Genomic DNA, 17,329 nt, shown 5'->3' with positions numbered 1-17,329 from the left:
AAAAGCCAGTCGCAAATGACTGATCCGAGGGAGGATAGGATGCCGACTTCACGCAGGCAGCTGCTGAAGGGTACGGCGGCGGCTGCCGCCACGCTCAGCCTCGATTGGACCCGGGCCCAGGCGCAAGCCGAGACTCTGCGCATCGGCCTGATCTACGATCTCACCGGACCATTCGCCGCGGGCGGCTCGGTCGCCTCCTCGGTCGGCGCGCAGATCGCGATCGATCTCGTCAACGAGAAGGGCGGCATTGGCGGCAAGACCAGGATCGTGCCCGTCGCCGCAGATTCCCAGAGCAAGCCCGACGTGGCGATCAACGAGGCCGAGCGCCTGATCAGCCAGGAGAAGATCGACATCCTGAACGGCGTCTATGCGAGCGCGCATGCGGTGCCGCTCGCAGCCAAGGTCGAACAGCAGAAGAAGATCCTCTGGATCACGACCGCGGTGTCGACCGCCGTGTTCAAGGACAAGAACCTGCAATATGTGTTTCGCGCGCAGATCCATTCGGATCAATACGGCCAGGCCTTTGCTGGCTTCATGAGCGAGCATGCCAAGGCGAAGCTCGGCATGGAGCCGAAGGACGTCAAGATCGCGCTGATCCATGAGGACGGTCCCTATGGCGTCGGCGTCGCCGCTGCGGACGAAGCCTATGCCAAGGAAGCCGGTCTCCAGATCGTGCTGAAGGAGGGTTATTCGGCATCGGCCCCCGATCTTTCGGTGCTCGTCACCAAGATCAAGCGCGCCAAGGCCGACGTGATCTCGCATGCCGGTTACAACCCCGACATCACCCTGCTGCTGCGGCAGGCGCGCGAGAGCGGGCTGCGCTTCAAGATGCTGTTTGGCAACGGCGCCGGTTACAGCCAGCTCGACAAGTTGCGGGCGACCTTCGGCACCGACATCGACAATTTCTGCAACATCGATCCGGTGCCGGCGCAATTGCTGGATCCGTCGAAGCTGGCGCCGGGCTTGGGCGAGCTGATCAAGACCATGGTCACGCGCTACCAAGCCAAGACCAATGCAACTGACGTGCCGCCGCACTGCTCGATGGGCTTTAATCAGACCTGGGTCTTGCTCAACAACGTGCTGCCGGTGGCGAAAGAGAAATACGGCAGCTTCGAGCCGGAAGCCATTCGCAAAGCCGCGCTCGACGTCGACATCCCGCCCGGCGGCACCATCCAGGGCTACGGCGTCAAGTTCTTCCCGCCGGGCACGCCGCTATCAGGCCAGAACGAACGCTCCACGCCGGTGGTGATGCAGAACGCCGGCGAGCACATTTCCGTGGTGTGGCCGACCAACATCAGGACACAAGACCCGGTGTTTCCGCTGCCGAAGGGATCGACCTACGGGGCCTGAAAGAGGCGACTTGCCCTCCGCAGATCTATCGCAGATGGATGCACGATGCGACGGCATCGGCACTGGGCTCCCTCTCCCGCAAGCAAGCGGGAGAGGCGGAGCAAGCCCGCAGGTCGTCGTCTATTCCAATGGTGACTGCCCGGAGGGGGAAGAAAGCGGCGTCGACAACACGTCGGCGCCGACCGCGTGCAAGCAGGAACACTTACACCCACCGGTCATTGTTTGCGCGCTATGGTTGGATTTTGGGCCGCCCGGCAACTCGCGCTGGTTGTGAGACGAAGTCTCTTTGAAACAAAAGCCATCTAGAGTGTGAACTGGGTTACTGGCGGCGCTCGATTTTCGTGCGTACAAACCGGACAGCCAACGGCATTTCAGCTCGGGTTGGCCTCTCAGGCAAACCGGCTCGCATCTTCGAAGAAGCCGTGCAGCGGGATCAGATATTTCAGAGCTTGAATTGCAGCGATGGGGGTGACAATGCCCGCCATATTCGAACTGCTCTACAAGGAATTCTGCCGTGCCCGCCTTGCCGAGATGCGCAAGCAGCTTCTGCTCATCCGCAAGCATCCAGCGCAGTTTCTGCCGGATGACGCTCCTTCCGACCCTGATGGGATGGACGGGCAACACGACGCAGAATTGAAGCGCTCGAGGGAATAGTCGCTTGGCGACAGCTACAGCACCACCCGCCGCCCCTCCTCCGCCGCCCAATAGCCGGCATAGTTGACCTTGATCGTCTCGTAGGCCAGCGCGAGGTCCGACAAAGGCTGTCGTCCCGTGGCGGCGCATTCCATGAAATCCTGGATCTCCTGGAGATAGCCTCGCGTCCATTCCTCCTCGAGGCAGACATATTGCCAGCCGGTTTTGCGGTCGACCTTCTCGGTGATGTAGACACTCGCGAGCTTCTCCTCGGAGGTCTGGTAGCTCATCAGATGATTGTTCGGCGTGATGTTGGCGAACAGCGATCCGCCCGACGTGTAGGTCTCGATCAAATTGCGCACGCCGCCCATGATCATGTCACCGGAGAATATCGTGGCCTTGGTGCCGTCGGAGAAGGTCGCGGTCAGCGTGCCCCAATCCTCGACGTCGACGGGCTTGGCCTTGATGTAGGTGCGTTCGTCCGGCCTGAGGACGGCGGTGACATTGCCGATATCGCCGGTGACGCTGACGACATGGATTTTCTCCGCTCGCGTGCGCGCTTCGACCTGCTTGAGATAGAGCACCGCCGAGAGCGGATGGCAGCCCATCCGGATCAGCGAGCCGCCGCCGGTCATCGCCCATTGTGCGGCATGCGCGGCGTGCGAGCCGGAATGGCTCTCCTCGCCCTTCATGAACAGGATCTTGTCTTTGGTGGCCTTGAGGATCTCGGCGGTCTTGGTCACTGCAGGCGCGTAGATCCAGTCCTCGGCATACATGAAGAGTTTTCCGGTGCGCTCGATCGCGGCGCGGGTGGCGTCCATCTCCTCGATCAGGCGCTCATACATCAGGGCCTTTGGCACGTGCCTGCCGATCGGCTGCTGGTCCCCATCGCGGCCGAAATAGCCGGCAAACGGCTTTTCGCAGATGACGTGCTTGCCGGCCTGCATGCTGGCGACGATCATCTCGGCATGGAGATTGGGCGGCGTGCAGATGTCGATCACATCGAGCTCGCGGTCCGCGATCAGCTCCGCAAAGCTGCGATAGACGCGCGGGATGTTGTGGCGGCCCGCGAATGCGACGACATGATCGCCGCGCGCGGCGACCGCGGTCACCTCGACATCCACGCCATAGACGCGCCGGAAGGCATACATATGCAGCTCCGACACGAAGCCGCAGCCGACGAGTCCCACCCTGATGCGAGCCATAATGCCCCCCTTGCCTCGGGCGGCACTATAGCGCGAAGGCAGAGCTATTCCACCGAGACCCGCACCACGCCTGCACTCATCATGCCGAGCGCACGGGCGGCGGGCACCGAGAGATCGACGATACGGCCGCGGATGAAAGGGCCGCGATCATTGACGCGGCACTGAATCGTCCGTCCGCTATAGGACACTTTCAGCACGCTGCCGAACGGACGCGTCCGGTGCGCGCAAGTCAGCTCGCCGCTCCTCGCGGCTTTTCCATATCCATAATATGAGGCAAGTCCGCTTTCGGCGTGGGCGACGGAAAATGCAGAAAGCGAGAAAATCGTCAGGCAATACAATAGCGTCGGCTGCGCTCGCACGGCACCGCTCCCGGTTCGCCCTGCCCGGCGCGGCAACGTCGTCCGGTTCCAATGGTTCCGGGAACTCCGCCGGGCCATGCCCGGCGGGTCCATCACACATTGTTACTGTTTATGAAAGACGAGGGTACGCACCTCGATGCTTTCGCGCGGCGGGGCATCCGGTGGCGTGGTCGGATCGACGAAGGCGGTGTGCGGCGCGAAGCGGGTGCGGCCGTCAGTTGCGGAATCATAGCATTTGAGCAGCAGCGCCTCGTCCGGTGTCATTTCGGGAAAATAGAACCAGCGATGATCAGGATTGTATTTCACCGAATAGGTCTCACCGCGCCGATTGGGATAGATCAGGTCCGAAGCGACGAGATCTTCTGAAGCCACCGTCGTGCCGTCGGCGATGGCGAGCGGTGAATCGCGCAAGGGACCGCGGATCGGCCGCCACAGATTGATCACCTGCACGCGGCCCTTGAGCAGCTCCTCCGCCTCGTCAGGCAGATGCTCGCGCACGCGATTGGCGCCGGAGACCACGGTCTGGTCGACATGCACGCGCGTCGCAGGCTGGCGTGGCCCGCCGTCGCGAATGTCGGGAGCACCTTCGACGCGCTTGCGGACGGTATGGTCGAAGATGAAGACACGGTCGGCCTTCAATGTCGCGCGCAGGAAAGCCTCGACGGCAGGATAGTAGACGCTGCGGATTTCCTCATCGTTGTAAAAATCCTTCACTTGATGCGGATGGCGCACCAGCGCAAAACCTTCGCGATCGAGCGAGAAATTTTCTGCGATCAGCCGCGCATCGAAGATCGGCACCAGATGCGGCTCCGGCAGCGAGGTGCTCTTCGGCTCCCCCGGCGGTGGATCGAAAGCATAGGTGCGCGGCTTGCCTGACACAGGCGCGAGGTAATTGAGTTCAGCGGTGGTGAAGGGAAGCGATTCGATTTTTGTTTCTTGCAGGCCCATGGCCGGTCTCCCGATGTGGTCGTCTGGATGATTTTTGAGGGGATGGAGCGGCCCGCAAGGGAGGTGGTGCAAATAGAAATGAGGGTGTTGTCGGCGTCACGAAATGCAGAAGGAACGTTTCGAGGATCGGGATAGTGCTGGAACGTCTTCTTCCTTCCTCACGGATGCTTGAGGGGCCCGTGAGGTCTCATACCCACAGCCGTCATTCCGGGGCGCCCGAAGGGCGAACCCGGAAATATCGCGACTTCGTCGCGCCCCGGAATGACGCCGGTGTTACAGCGCGTCCCGGATACCGGCGCGTCGCTACAACCCCGCCTTGGCGATCGCGTCCGCAAAGGAGCGATCGACGATCTCGCCGGCATCGAGTTTCTGCTTGATCAGGCCCCAGCGGAAATAGAGATCGATCGTGCTCTGCTCGTCCGCAACCACGCCGTCATCGATCGGCGCGATCCGGATTTTTGCGCGCGAGAGCCAGTTCTGCGGCACGGCGGTCGGGATGTTCATCAACCTGCCCCAGGTCGCGGCATAGCTGTCGATGTTGTTCAGCGACCACGCCCGCGCCGCGGTGAGGCGGCGGACGAAGTCGGCCAGTTCGGCCCGCTTGTCGCGGATCGCGTCCGGCCGCGCCACCTGGAAGCTGAGGCCCGGCGTCAGGCCTTCCGAGCTGATGACACGGCGCGATTTGAACAGCACCTCCTCCTGGCTGACATAAGGCTCCCAGGTCGACCACGCATCAACCGAGCCCTGCGTGTAGGCGATCTTGGCATCGGACGGCGCCAGGAACGCGATCTGCACGTCGCCAGCACTCCAGCCGTTCTTTTCGAGCGCGGCGAGGATCAGCTGATGCCCGATCGAGCCGCGGCCGGTCGCAATCTTCTTTCCGCGGAGATCGCCGAAGGTCTTGATCGGTGAGTTCTCGGGCACGAGGATCGCAAGCCCCTCGCGGGTCTGCCGGATCGCCGCAATCGCCTTCACCGGCGCACCGGAGGCGGCGGCAAAGGTGAAGGGCGCATCGCCGACGAGCCCGGTCTCGATCGCGCCGGCGCTCAGCGCTTCCAGCAGCGGCGCCGCGGCCGGAAACTCCTTCCACTCGATCTTGTAAGGCACGTCGTTGAGCACGCCCGCGGCCTCCATCACTGCCCGCGCGTTGCCCTTCTGGTCACCGACGCGCAGCGTCGTTTGCGCGACCGCGAGATCAGCGCCCGCAAGCGCGAGCGCCACAGCAACAATGAGTCGGATCATTCCGCCGCAATCCCCCGCTGCTGGTCGCGTTCGGCGATCAGCTTGCGCGTCAGCGGGATCAGCTCACGGCCATAGTCGATGGCATCGGGCAGCGGATCGAAGCCGCGGATCAGGAAATGGCTGACGCCGAGGTCGTAATAGTCGGCGAAGACCTCGGCGACCTGCTCCGGCGTGCCGACCAGCGCGGTCGAGTTGCTGTTGGCGCCGGTGAGTTTTGCAATTTCGGTCCACAGCCGTTTGTCGATGCGCGCGCCCTGATCGGCCAGCGCAAGGAGACGCTTGGCGCCGTCGGTGGCGTGATTAGGCCGGCGATAGCCGGTCTGGTCCTGCAGCGCTGTGGCACGCTCGAGGATCCCTTCGGCCTTCTTCCAGGCCTTTTCCTCGGTGTCGGCGAGGATCGGCCGCACCGACAGGCTGAAGCGCGGGCTCGGCCGCCCATGCTTCGCGGCCGCCGCGCGCACCCGCGCGGTGACGTCGCGCACCTGCGCGTAGGATTCGCCCCACAGCGCAAAGGTGTCGGCGTGCTTGCCCGAGACCTCTATCGCAGCGTCCGATCCGCCGCCGACGAAGGTGTAGATGCCGCCCTTCTGCAGCGGCTTCACCTGCGAAAAGCCGTTCTCGACGGTGTAGTACTTGCCGCTGTAGTTGAACGGCTTCTCGCTGGTCCATTCCAACCTGACAACGTCGAGGAATTCGCTGGTGCGGGCGTAGCGCTCGTCCTTGTCGTCGAGCGTGTTGCCGTCCTGACGCAGCTCGATCGCGTTGCCGCCGGTGATGACGTGCAGCGAGACCCGGCCGCCATACAGCTGGTCGAGCGTGGCGAGCTGGCGCGCCAGCAATGTCGGCGCGGTGAAGCCAGGCCGCTGCGCGATCATCACCTTCAGCTTCTTGGTGATGGCCAGCACATGCTGGGCGACCTGGAGCGAATCCGGCGTGGTCGAATGGAACGCCAGCAGCGCTCGGTCGAAGCCGGCGAGCTCATGCGCCTTGGCCACCGTCTCGATATAGTTCGGATCGAGGATCGGTCCCTGGCGTACGATGGTCTCGGAAGCGTTGCTGTTGGCGATAAAGCCGATGAATTCGACCGACATGATGGTCTCCCTGTTGTTTTCTGAAAGCTAGAGGCCCAATGCGGCGCGGCCGAGGCCGGTGCGCGTGGCGTCATCCTGCGGCGTATGCACCCGGCCGCACAGGACGTCGCGATAGTGCCGCTCCAGCGGATTGCTGCGGGACAGTCCGTGATTGCCGGTCAGCGAAAGTGCGTCCTCGACCACAGCGACCGCGTTGTTGGTCACCGTCAGCTTGATGACGTTGGATTCGCCGGCGGAGAGCCGGGCCCCGTCATCGAAATCGCGGGCAAACGTGTCGAGCAGCCGTGCATTGACCGCGAGCCTCGCCTCGATCGCTCCGAGGATCTCCTGCGCGCGGGCCAGGGTCGCGAGCGGCGCGCCAAGACTGGCGGGGACGCGCTGCTTCAGGAACCGGACGAACCAGTCGCGCGCGGCGCGGGCGATGCCGTCATAGATCGCGGCGACGAAGACGGTATGCACGGTCGCCTGCGCGATATCGGGCGCGCGCCAGTCCGCCGGCTTGCGAACATCGATCTCCGCATCGAGCGGGATCACCACGTCGTCGAAGATGATGTCGTGGCTCCCACTGGCCCGCAGGCCGTGGTGATCCCAGGTCTCGACGATGCTGGTGCCCGGCAGGCCCGCCGGCACCAGGAACTGGCCGACCCGCGGCTCGGCTTCGTCCGTGCGGGCCCAGATCAGATACCATTTCAGGATGGGCGAGCCCGTCGAGTAGATCTTGTGGCCGGAAAGACGCCAGCCGGTTTCGGTGCGGCGCGCGATCGTCGCCGGCAATCCGCCGCGCGCCGGCGAGCCGAGCTCGGGCTCGACCCGCAGGGCGTTGATCAGCGCGACGCCTTCGACGGTCTCAATTGCGAGCTTGCGCGAGAGTTTCAACGGCCAGCTCGGGCTGCGTGCCATCACCAGATGGTTGATGTAGTGCATCGACAGCACCAGTGCCGTCGACGGGCACGCCTTGCCGATGAGGCCGAGGACGCGCGCGGTGTATCTTGCGCCGGCGCCGGCGCCGCCAAAGGCGGCCGGCACCGTCAGCGAGAGCAGGCCGGCCTCGGAGAGCTCGCGAAAATTCTCGAAGGGAAAACTGCCGGTGCGGTCATGCTCGGCCGCACGCGCGGCAAAGGCTGGCGCCAGCGCCTCCGCGCGCGCGATATAATCGGGCTCGCTACGAGCCACCCGTCCCTGAGCGACAGACGTCACCATGTGGCATCCAATCCCAACAGGCCCAGAATCTGGCGGCGCAGATCGGCAAGATACGGATCGCCGCGATGGCGCGGATAGGGCCGGTTCACCCGGATGTCGGCCTTCACGCGCGCGGGGCGCTCGCTGAAGACGATGACGCGGCCCGCGAGCACCAGCGCCTCCTCGGCATCATGCGTGACGAGCAGGGTGGTAAAGCCCTTGCGCTGCCACAGCGACACCAGCTCGGCCTGCATGGTGATGCGGGTCAGCGAGTCGAGCTTGCCGAGCGGCTCATCCAAAATCAGGATCTTGGGATCGTTGACCAGCGCGCGCGCCAGCGCCACGCGCTGCGCCATACCGCCGGAGAGCTGATGCGGATAGGCATTGCGGAACGAGGACAGCCCGACCAGATCGAGCGCGTCGTCGACGCGCTGGCGCTGACTCTTGAGGATACCCTGGGCCTCGAGGCCCAGGGCGACATTGTCCCAGACCGACCGCCAGGGAAACAGGGTCGGATCCTGGAACACGACGACGCGCGACGGATGCGGCCTGACGATGCGAACCTCGTCCTCGCGCAGGCTTCCCGCCTTGGGCTTGTCGAGGCCGGCGACGAGCCGCAGCAAGGTCGACTTGCCGCAGCCGGAGGGGCCTAGCAGTGCGACGAACTCGCCGGGCTCGACGGCGATGCTGACATCGCTCAGCACAGGCAGCTCGGCGCCGTCGATATCGAAGGCGTGGCTGACCTGCTCGATGTCGAGGGCGGCGCCGGCGGACGGATATGTGACCGCTTCGGCGAGAGCAGCTACCATTTCACGGTCCCCTTCTGCCAGACCAGCAGACGATCGCGGATCGCAAACAGCAGCGTGATCGCGCCAGAGCAGAGCAGCGACATCACGATCAGCGCCGCATACATGTTGGCATAAGCCGCCCAGCCCTGCGCCCATTGCAGATACCAGCCGAGCCCGGCCTTGACGCCGATCATCTCGGCGACGACAAGCACGGCAAAGGATGCACCGAGCCCCATGAACAGGCCGACGAACACGTGCGGCAAGGCGGCGGGGATCGCGACCTTCAGCACCAGGAAGGATGGCTTTGCCCCGAGGGTGCGCGCAACATCGTAATAGGCCGTGCTGACGCTCGCCACGCCCGACCAGGTCAGCACCGTGACCGGAAAGCCGGTCGCCAGCGCAATCAGGAAGGTCGAGGCGCTCCAGCTCGAGGGGAACGTGAAGAAGGCAATCGGCAGCCAGGCGGTCGCCGGCAGCGGGCCGATGAAGCGCAGCACGGGATGCACCCAATAGCCGACCGCGCGCGACCAGCCGATCGAGACACCGGTCAGGAAGCCGACCACGGCGCCGATGATGTAGCCGCCGAGCTGGAGCTTGACCGATGCGAACACGCTGTCGAGCAGCTTCGGCAGATCGTCGGTATAGACCTCGATGATCGCCTGCGGCGGCGGGAAGAACGGCAGCGGCAGCCAACCGAATTTTGCGGTGGCGACCTCCCACACCGTGAGGAATACCCCGAACGCGGCGAGCCAGGGCGCGCGCTGACGCAAGCCGCGACCGGCTGAACCGACATAGTCGGCACCGACCGTTCCGAACAGGGCGACCGCAGCGATGATGAACGCCGCAATGCCGAGCGAATGCGTGCGTGACCAGTCGCCGACGTCCTCCCACCACAGGCAGGACAGACCGAAGGCGATCCAGGCGGCGCTGGCGGCAACACCGGCACCGGACTCCCTGAACCAGGCGGCAAGCCAGGGCGCGCGCGAGACTCGCCTCGCGCCCGAGGCTAGCCCGTCAGACAGAGAATACGTCGACATAGATGCGCTCCGCGAATTTGGTCGTATCGGTGCTTTGCTTGAAGACCTGCACGCTCTTGAGATCGTCGGCGTAAGCCTTCAATTCGCGCTTCAGCACCTCGCCGGTGGGGTGATGGTGATGCGTGTGGTAGCGCACCATGCCCTCGATATCGGCCAGCGTTGCGGCCTTCGGCGCATAGGGCTGGAATGACTTCGCCGCAACGGCCGGACTCTGCGAGGTGAACATCGCGGCATCGAGCAGCGCCTGCGTGATCGCACGCGCCACCTGCGGCTCCTCGCGCACCAGGCTGCCGCGCAGGCCGACGATGCAGCAGCTCTTGTCGCGATAGTCACCGTCGAGATTGGAGGCAACTTCCCTGTACTGCGTATCCTTCAGCCAGAGATAGGCGAGCGGATCGGAGGACAGGAAGGCCTGCACCTCGCCTTTCTGGACCGCAACATCGAGCAGATTTCCGGGATAGGCGCGCCAGTCGACATCCTTGTTCGGATCGATGCCGAGTTTTGCCAGCTGGATCGAGAAGAAGTTCTTGTCGGGGCCGGCGAGATCGCCGACCGCGACGCTTTTGCCCTTGAGATCGGCGAGCTTGGCCACGCCGGAATCGGCGCGGCTCAGCACGCGCATGCAGCCGCCATGGGTGCCGGCCGCGATCTTGACGTCAAAGCCCTGCTCCAGCGGCTTCAGCCAACGCAGCGCCATGCCGAGGCCGGCATCGCTCTTGCCGGTGGCGATCGCCTCGAGCAGCTGGTCGGTCGAGCCAGAATAATTGACGAGCTCGACGTCGAGATTCTGCTTCTGGAAGAAGCCGTGCTCGATCGCGACCGGCAGCGGCGCAAGGCAGACCGCGCCGGCATTCCACGACAGTTTCAGCTTGCGCGGCGCGCCTGATAGTGCTGGCGCATCGGAAGCTGTGCGGCAGAGCGGGAATTCCGAGAAATCGATGCCCGATGCAGGCGCCGGTGGCACGAAGGCCTGGGCGCCCAAGGCTCCGAGCGGCGCGGCGAAAGCCGCCGCCAGACCCGCTTGAAGCAGGTGACGCCGGTCGAGTCCCGATCCAGCGCGCTTGTTGTCGTTGCCCATCAGCCCCGCTCCTTAAGTTGGCACGACTCCGCCGTCCGCGCAACGCATCGCGTTGCGCATGTTCCGTACGGAGCTGCGTTGAGAGAATATTTTCTCGCGAGCGCTTCCGGCGTCGCGTTGATGCGATGTGCAAATCATGCGGCGCGGGTGCCGCATCGTCAATAAAATGGAATTTCGAATGTAGGGCGCCGCGAAGTCATTCTCTCCATTGGTGCGCGCTGCAACGATGAAAGGATTTTTCGCAGATTCATCAGCTCGCGCGCACGTTACGACTCTGCGAGAGGCGTCCCCGTCACGCAGTCCCAGGTCAACGCGCGCCGCTTTTCTCGAAAGCACTCGTTCGTTGAAATGTCCTTGCTCGATGCGCGCGCAATACGGTTGGCCATTTCATTGACTGAAGACCGCGCGATCATAGACTTGATCGCCTCGCTGCATCGTTCGCTCTCACGTCGTGAGCCAAAGTAACAAACAAGCAACAAGACAGATCACATGAGCCTCAACTCTTCGGACCATCCCATCACGCGCCGCCTGGCCGCCTCGCTGTTCGCCGCGGCCGTCACCCTGTCGACGGCGGCCGCATCGTTCGCCGCCGACAATGTCGTGCTGCGCGTCGGCGATCAGAAAGGCGGCAACCGCTCGCTGCTGGAGATCTCCGGCTATGCGAAGGAACTGCCTTACAGGATCGAATGGTCGGAATTCCCCGCGGCAGCTCCAATCCTGGAAGCGCTCAACGCCGGCGCGCTCGACGTCGGCTATACCGGCGATCTCTCCTTCCTGTCGGTCTACGCGGCCGGCGCGCCGATCAGGGCGATCGGCGGCACCAGGTCGGATGCGAAGACGCAGGCGATCCTGGTCCGCCAGGATTCGCCGATCAAGTCGGCCGCCGATCTCAAGGGCAAACGTCTCGCCGGCACGCGCGGCGGCTGGGGCCAGTTTCTGATCGACGCGACCTTGGAGAAGGCGCAGATCAAGCTGGAGGACGCGACCTTTGCGCCGCTCGGCCCTGTCGATGCCAAGGTCGCACTCGTCGCCGGCTCGATCGATGCCTGGGCGGTGTGGGAGCCCTACGTGTCGTTCGCGACCTTGAAGGACAAGGCTCGCGTCATCGCCGACGGCGACGGCCTGACGCCGACCATCACCTTCATCGTCGCCTCGGACAACGCCATCGCCACCAAGCGCGCAGCGGTGCAGGACCTCGTGCAGCGGCTGAACAAGGCCCGGCTGTGGTCGCTGGATCATATTGCCGAATACGCCAAGAACACGGCCGAGCTGACGAAACTGCCCGAGGATGTGCTGCTATCGGCCTACACCGCGCAGCGTACCAGCCCGATTCCGATCGACGAGGTCGTGATCAGGGAGGTGCAGAAAGCCTCCGACCGCGCGACGCTCTACGGCATCCTGCCCAAGACGCTCGACGTCGGCAAAGCCGTCGACCGCAGCTTCACCGCCGCGGCCGCGGGATCGAATTAGGATCCGACGAGATGAGGCGTGCCTCGCACCCCAAACGGCAGTGCGTTCCCTCCCCCCTTGTGGGGGAGGGAACGGAGAGGGCGCCGCTGTGGCCAGACTCAATTCGACTTCAATTTCACGCGCTCAAAGCGGAGGCGGCGACATGACTAGGCTTCGCCTCAAGGCCGGCCCGTTGCATCTCGCCGCGATCGTGCTCACGCATTTTGCCTGCATGAGCCTGATCGTGTGGCTGTCGCTCTAGCGCTCACCAATAGCGGCGGTAGTAGTGACCGTAATACGGCCGGTAGTAGCCGTAGCGATAGCCGTAATACGGACGGTAGGGCCGGTAGTAGCGAGGATAGGCCGCCCCGTAGCCGTAGCCATAATAGGCCGGCGCATAGCCATAGCCGTACCCCGGATAACCGTAGCCGTAATACGGTCCCCCGCCATAATAGCCGTAGGGCGCGCCGGCGATGGCGCTGCCGATGATCGCACCTGCCGCGAAGCCGCCGAGGCCCCAGCCCCAGCCGCCACCACGCCAATGAACCTGGGTGACGTCATCGCCGGCCGCGGCCTTCATGGTCGCGACATTGGTCGGCATCGGCGCCGCTGATGCCTGCCCGATTTGGCCGGCCATGACACCTGCTGTCAACGAGCAGGCGATTGCCAGCTTCCAGATACTCATCGTCTTACTCCCTGTCTGACGTTTCGTTCGAAACAGCATCGCATGCCATGATCTTGCATCCTTGCGCGAAGTCAAAGCCCCGAATTTGCGTGCAGCGCACAAGACGGCCGGGCATGCCTGATTTATGACCCCGGGCGAGGGCGCCGAAGGGCTGCCGCCGCGGCCAAAGCGTTAAGCTTCCCATGCGTTCGCAACCAACAAGCATCTTCACGATTACCTATTCGTACCGTTACTATCGGTTCCAATGATGCGCGGCCGCAAGGTACTTCGCGAAGCCTTCGGTTTACGCCAGAATTTGGCAGCGCCAGACGAGTGGGAGGAAGACATGAGTGCTGCCGGAAATGAGCCGCTTGCCCGCCAGGCTTTGGCATTTGTCCTGGCGGGCGGCCGCGGCAGCCGGCTGCTGGAATTGACCGACCGGCGCGCCAAACCCGCGGTCTATTTCGGCGGCAAATCCCGCATCATAGATTTCGCGCTGTCGAACGCGGTGAACTCCGGCATCCGCCGCATCGCGGTCGCCACCCAATACAAGGCGCATAGCCTGATCCGGCATCTCCAGATGGGCTGGAACTTCTTCCGCCCCGAGCGCAACGAAAGCTTCGACATCCTGCCTGCAAGCCAGCGCGTCTCGGAGAACATGTGGTATGTCGGCACGGCGGATGCCATCTACCAGAACATCGACATCATCGAGTCGCACGCCTGCCGCTTCATCGTCGTGCTCGCCGGTGACCACATCTACAAGATGGACTACGAGGTGATGCTGCGCCAGCACGTCGACAGCGGCGCCGACGTCACGGTCGGCTGCCTCGAAATGCCGCGCGCAGAATCCTCCGGCTTCGGCATCATGCATGTCGACGAGAACGGCTGGATCCAGCAATTCCTCGAGAAGCCCAAGGATCCGCCGCCGATGCCGGGCAAGCCCGACGTCTCGCTCGCCAGCATGGGCATCTACGTGTTCAACGCGAAATTCCTGTTCGACGAGCTCAAGCGCGACGCCGAGGATCCGAACTCGAACCATGATTTCGGCAAGGACATCATCCCCTATATCGTCAAGAACGGCCGCGCGATCGCGCATCAGTTCTCGACCTCCTGCGTGCGCTCGGGCAGCGACCCCCGCGCCTATTGGCGCGATGCCGGCACCGTGGATGCCTATTGGGCGGCCAATATCGACCTCACCGACGTGGTGCCGGAGCTCGATCTGTTCGATCGTGCCTGGCCGATCTGGTCCTATGCGGAGATCACGCCGCCCGCCAAATTCGTCCATGACGAGGAGAGCCGGCGCGGCCAGGCGGTGAGCTCGCTGGTCTCGGGCGGCTGCATCATTTCCGGCGCCTCGCTGCGTCGCTCGCTGCTGTTCACCGGCGTGCGCATCAACTCCTATGCCAATGTCGAGAACGCCGTGATCATGCCTTACGTCCATGTCGGGCGCGGCGCGCGTTTGAAAAATGTCGTGATTGACCGCGGCGTCGAGATCCCCGAAGGCCTCGTGGTCGGCGAGGACCCCGAGTTCGACGCCAAGCGCTTCCGCACCACCGAGCAGGGCATCTCGCTGATCACCCAGCCGATGATCGACAGGCTCAATACATGACGCCTGTTCGCGTCCTGGCGGTTGCTTCCGAAGTCTATCCCATCGTCAAGACCGGCGGCCTCGCCGATGTCGCCGGCGCACTGCCGCTTGCGCTGAAAGTCCACGGCGTCGAGATGCGCACCTTGATGCCGGGCTATCCTGAGGTGATGCGGCGGCTGGCGGGCGCGGATGAGATCCGGCTTTGGCCGGATTATTTCGGCGGGCCGGGACGCCTGCTTGCCGGTTCGCACGACGGGCTCGACCTGTTCGTGCTCGACGTGCCTCATCTCTATGCGCGTCCCGGGAACCCCTACGTCACCGCCGAGGGTGTCGACTGGCCGGACAATGGTGTGCGCTTCGCGGCACTGGCGCGCGTCGCGGCCGATATCGGCCGCGGTCTCGTCGCAAGCTTTGTCCCTGACGTGGTCCATGCCCATGACTGGCAGGCCGGGCTGGCGCCGGCCTATCTGCACTACGATGGCGGGGCGCGGCCCGGCACCGTAATGACGATTCACAATATGGCCTATCAGGGCAAGTTCGACCACGCGTTGGCCGGTGCGATCGGCCTGCCCTGGGACGCCTCGTTCGACATCCATGGCCTGGAATATTTCGGCGGCATCAGCTTCCTGAAAGCCGGGCTGCAACTGGCCGATCGCATCACCACGGTGTCGCCGACCTACGCACGCGAGATCCAGAGCGACGAAGGCGGCATGGGACTGGGCGGCCTGCTGCGCGAGCGCGCCGGCGTGCTCAGCGGCATCCTCAACGGCATTGACGTCGCCGTGTGGAATCCGCAGACCGATCCGCATATCGCCTATCGCTTCGGTGCGGAGGATCTCACGTTCCGGGCCGCCAACAAGGCGGTGCTGCAGCAGCAGTTCAATCTCGATTCTTCCGACGAGGCGCCGCTGCTCGGCGTCATCAGCCGGCTGTCCTGGCAGAAGGGCCTGGACCTGCTGCTCGAGGCGATCCCGACGATCCTTGAGCAGGGCATGCAGCTTGCGCTGCTCGGCAGCGGCGACCGCGATCTCCAGGATCGGTATCAGGCCGCAGCGCGCGCCAATCCCGGCCGGATCGGCGTGACGATCGGCTATGACGAGATCCTCGCCCACCTGATCCAGGCCGGGTCGGACGCGCTGCTCGTGCCCTCTCGGTTCGAGCCGTGCGGGCTGACCCAGCTCTGCGCGCTGCGCTATGGCGCGGTCCCGATCGTCTCCCGTGTCGGCGGTCTGGAGGACACCATCGTCGACATCAGCGAGACCGGCCGCGACGCCACAGGCTTCAAGTTCGCTCCGGTGACGGCCGACGCGCTCACCGGCAGCTTGCGCAGGGCCAACGCGGCCTTCCACGACAAGGCCACCTGGCGGCGGCTGCAGTTAAGCGGACTCGCGACCGACGTGTCCTGGCGCAACCGCGCCGGCGAGTATGCGGCGCTGTATCGGAGCCTGATGGCATCGCGCAACGCGTAGGGCGGATTAGCCCGCGGCTGCGTGTAGCGCAGTCCGCTGGCGTAATCCGCCAGCTTTGCGGGCGGCCCAATGGCGGATTACGCTTCGCTAATCCGCCCTACGGATTTATCCGAATACATACGACGCCATCGCGACGTTGGCGACCTCGTCGACGAAGACGCGCTTGCCGACGTCGCTGCCGGCAGCACCGGCCGCGACCATCAGCGGCAGAAGATGATCCTCGCGCGGATGCGCCAGACGCGCGCTCGGCGCGGTCTCCCAGTCGACCAGCATGGCGTTGCGGCGCGCCGCATCCGGATTGCTGATCGCCTCGTTCAGATAGGCCTCGAAATCGTAGGAGACGGGCTTCGACTCTGCGCGGCCAAAGCCGCGCATGTTGTGATAGGTGAGCCCGCTGCCGACGATCAGGATGCCCTCGTCGCGCAGCGAGGTGATCGCCTGCCCGACCTTGATGTGCTCGGCCGCATCATAGCTCGACTTCAGCGACAGCAGCACGATCGGCATGTCGGCATTTGGATACATCAACCCGAGCGGCACGAAGGTGCCGTGATCAAAGCCCTGCTTGGGATCCTCCCGGCAATCGAAACCGGCGCGCGCGAGCAGCGCCTTCACCTCTGCTGCGAGCTCGGGCCGGCCCGGCGCCGGATATGTGATGTGGTAGGTATGCTCGGGGAAACCATAGTAGTCATACACCATCGGCGGATGTGCCGAGGTCGACACCGTGAAGGCGTCGGCCTCCCAATGGCCGGTGATGACCAGCACCGCCTTCGGTCTTTCAGGAAGCAGCTGCGGCAGCCGGCCGAACTCCGCGGCAGTCTTGGCATATTGCACCCGCCGGTCCTCCATGAAAGGCCAGGGGCCGCCGCCATGCGACAGAAACAGGGTCGGAAATCGCGTCATGTTTTTCAGGCTCGCCTCAAGTACATCTTGCGCGGATGAGACCTCCGCGCGCTCCGCGGGCGAGCATAGGCAAACCGGCATGGTTAGCAAGCCGTTAACGATTTGCCGCTCACAATCCTGATGTGGCCGCAGGAATCGGCCAGAAGACATGCGAGACGTTACGATGAAGAAGTTTGCGCTGGGGGACGTCGTCAACTCTGACAAGGGCCGCCGCGGCGTCGTTCGCGCCGCCTACCTGTCCAAGGAAGGCCAGCAGTTCTATGCCGTCGAGAAGGATGGCACGATGGACTATCTCGAAGAGGACCGCCTGACGCCGGCGCCGCGCGTCGAGCTCGCGGCCTAGCTCCAA

17 protein-coding genes are annotated in these 17,329 nt (G+C 64.2%); 6 read left to right on the top strand and 11 right to left on the bottom strand.

Features of this window, described 5'->3' with window-relative positions; all coding sequences use genetic code 11:
- Window positions 1-39 precede the first annotated feature (39 nt).
- Entirely contained in the window at window positions 40-1,350 is a 1,311-nt protein-coding gene (locus HYH07_RS22035) for an ABC transporter substrate-binding protein (protein ID WP_220004468.1), read from the top strand.
- Window positions 1,351-1,824: 474 nt separating this feature from the next.
- Window positions 1,825-2,004, top strand: a complete 180-nt coding sequence (locus HYH07_RS22030; protein ID WP_220004467.1) for a hypothetical protein — start codon at window positions 1,825-1,827, stop codon at window positions 2,002-2,004.
- Window positions 2,005-2,018: 14 nt separating this feature from the next.
- Here the strand turns inward: HYH07_RS22030 and HYH07_RS22025 are convergent, their stop codons facing one another.
- From HYH07_RS22025 to HYH07_RS21985, 9 genes are all read right to left on the bottom strand, one after another.
- Window positions 2,019-3,188, bottom strand: coding sequence for a Gfo/Idh/MocA family protein (locus tag HYH07_RS22025; RefSeq protein ID WP_220004466.1), 1,170 nt, complete (start codon window positions 3,186-3,188; stop codon window positions 2,019-2,021).
- 44 nt (window positions 3,189-3,232) lie between these two features.
- On the bottom strand, window positions 3,233-3,547 hold the full coding sequence (locus tag HYH07_RS22020; protein WP_057750533.1) for a septal ring lytic transglycosylase RlpA family protein: 315 nt from the start codon (window positions 3,545-3,547) through the stop codon (window positions 3,233-3,235).
- A 102-nt stretch (window positions 3,548-3,649) separates the two neighbouring features.
- The gene (locus tag HYH07_RS22015) at window positions 3,650-4,495 is read right to left on the bottom strand and encodes a CmcJ/NvfI family oxidoreductase (RefSeq protein ID WP_220004465.1); all 846 of its coding nucleotides are present in this window, start codon (window positions 4,493-4,495) and stop codon (window positions 3,650-3,652) included.
- Between the two features lie 303 nt (window positions 4,496-4,798).
- Window positions 4,799-5,737 (bottom strand): ABC transporter substrate-binding protein, encoded by a 939-nt coding sequence (locus tag HYH07_RS22010; protein WP_220004464.1) that lies wholly within the window; start codon window positions 5,735-5,737, stop codon window positions 4,799-4,801.
- The gene (locus HYH07_RS22005; RefSeq protein ID WP_220004463.1) at window positions 5,734-6,828 is read right to left on the bottom strand and encodes an LLM class flavin-dependent oxidoreductase; all 1,095 of its coding nucleotides are present in this window, start codon (window positions 6,826-6,828) and stop codon (window positions 5,734-5,736) included. Before HYH07_RS22005 ends, HYH07_RS22010 begins: the two co-directional genes overlap by 4 nt.
- A gap of 27 nt (window positions 6,829-6,855) precedes the next feature.
- Window positions 6,856-8,028: an acyl-CoA dehydrogenase family protein gene (locus HYH07_RS22000; RefSeq protein WP_220004462.1), complete on the bottom strand. Its 1,173-nt coding sequence runs from the start codon at window positions 8,026-8,028 to the stop codon at window positions 6,856-6,858.
- Window positions 8,022-8,816, bottom strand: coding sequence for an ABC transporter ATP-binding protein (locus HYH07_RS21995; protein ID WP_220004461.1), 795 nt, complete (start codon window positions 8,814-8,816; stop codon window positions 8,022-8,024). Before HYH07_RS21995 ends, HYH07_RS22000 begins: the two co-directional genes overlap by 7 nt.
- Window positions 8,810-9,832, bottom strand: coding sequence for an ABC transporter permease (locus tag HYH07_RS21990; protein WP_220004460.1), 1,023 nt, complete (start codon window positions 9,830-9,832; stop codon window positions 8,810-8,812). The genes HYH07_RS21995 and HYH07_RS21990 overlap by 7 nt, the downstream gene beginning before the upstream one ends.
- Window positions 9,810-10,910: an ABC transporter substrate-binding protein gene (locus HYH07_RS21985; protein ID WP_220004459.1), complete on the bottom strand. Its 1,101-nt coding sequence runs from the start codon at window positions 10,908-10,910 to the stop codon at window positions 9,810-9,812. The genes HYH07_RS21990 and HYH07_RS21985 overlap by 23 nt, the downstream gene beginning before the upstream one ends.
- Before the next feature lie 489 nt (window positions 10,911-11,399).
- Here HYH07_RS21985 and HYH07_RS21980 point away from each other — a divergent pair, with 489 nt between their 5' ends.
- Entirely contained in the window at window positions 11,400-12,380 is a 981-nt protein-coding gene (locus HYH07_RS21980; RefSeq protein ID WP_220004458.1) for an ABC transporter substrate-binding protein, read from the top strand.
- A 244-nt stretch (window positions 12,381-12,624) separates the two neighbouring features.
- Here HYH07_RS21980 and HYH07_RS21975 read toward each other — a convergent pair whose 3' ends face one another.
- A complete protein-coding gene (locus HYH07_RS21975; RefSeq protein WP_220004457.1) occupies window positions 12,625-13,044 on the bottom strand; it encodes a hypothetical protein in 420 nt (139 codons plus the stop codon).
- Window positions 13,045-13,369: 325 nt separating this feature from the next.
- Between HYH07_RS21975 and glgC the strand changes: the two genes are divergently transcribed.
- Window positions 13,370-14,632 carry a glucose-1-phosphate adenylyltransferase gene (glgC, locus tag HYH07_RS21970; protein ID WP_220004456.1) on the top strand — a complete coding sequence of 421 codons (1,263 nt, stop codon included), beginning with the start codon at window positions 13,370-13,372 and terminating at the stop codon, window positions 14,630-14,632.
- Window positions 14,629-16,080, top strand: coding sequence for a glycogen synthase GlgA (gene glgA / locus HYH07_RS21965; protein WP_220004455.1), 1,452 nt, complete (start codon window positions 14,629-14,631; stop codon window positions 16,078-16,080). Before glgC ends, glgA begins: the two co-directional genes overlap by 4 nt.
- 105 nt (window positions 16,081-16,185) lie before the next feature.
- On the opposite strand, the gene HYH07_RS21960 is transcribed toward glgA, so the two are convergent.
- Complete coding sequence (locus HYH07_RS21960; RefSeq protein WP_220004454.1) at window positions 16,186-16,980, bottom strand: class III extradiol ring-cleavage dioxygenase; 795 nt, start codon at window positions 16,978-16,980, stop codon at window positions 16,186-16,188.
- A gap of 163 nt (window positions 16,981-17,143) precedes the next feature.
- On the opposite strand from HYH07_RS21960, the gene HYH07_RS21955 reads away from it, so the two are divergent.
- The gene (locus tag HYH07_RS21955; protein WP_220004453.1) at window positions 17,144-17,323 is read left to right on the top strand and encodes a hypothetical protein; all 180 of its coding nucleotides are present in this window, start codon (window positions 17,144-17,146) and stop codon (window positions 17,321-17,323) included.
- Window positions 17,324-17,329 lie beyond the last annotated feature (6 nt).

The sequence above is a fragment of the Bradyrhizobium sp. BR 10261 genome (assembly GCF_019455395.1).
In the GTDB taxonomy this organism is placed as follows: domain Bacteria; phylum Pseudomonadota; class Alphaproteobacteria; order Rhizobiales; family Xanthobacteraceae; genus Bradyrhizobium; species Bradyrhizobium manausense.
Note: the sequence above shows the minus strand (reverse complement) of the source record. Positions and strands in the feature narration are given on the sequence as shown.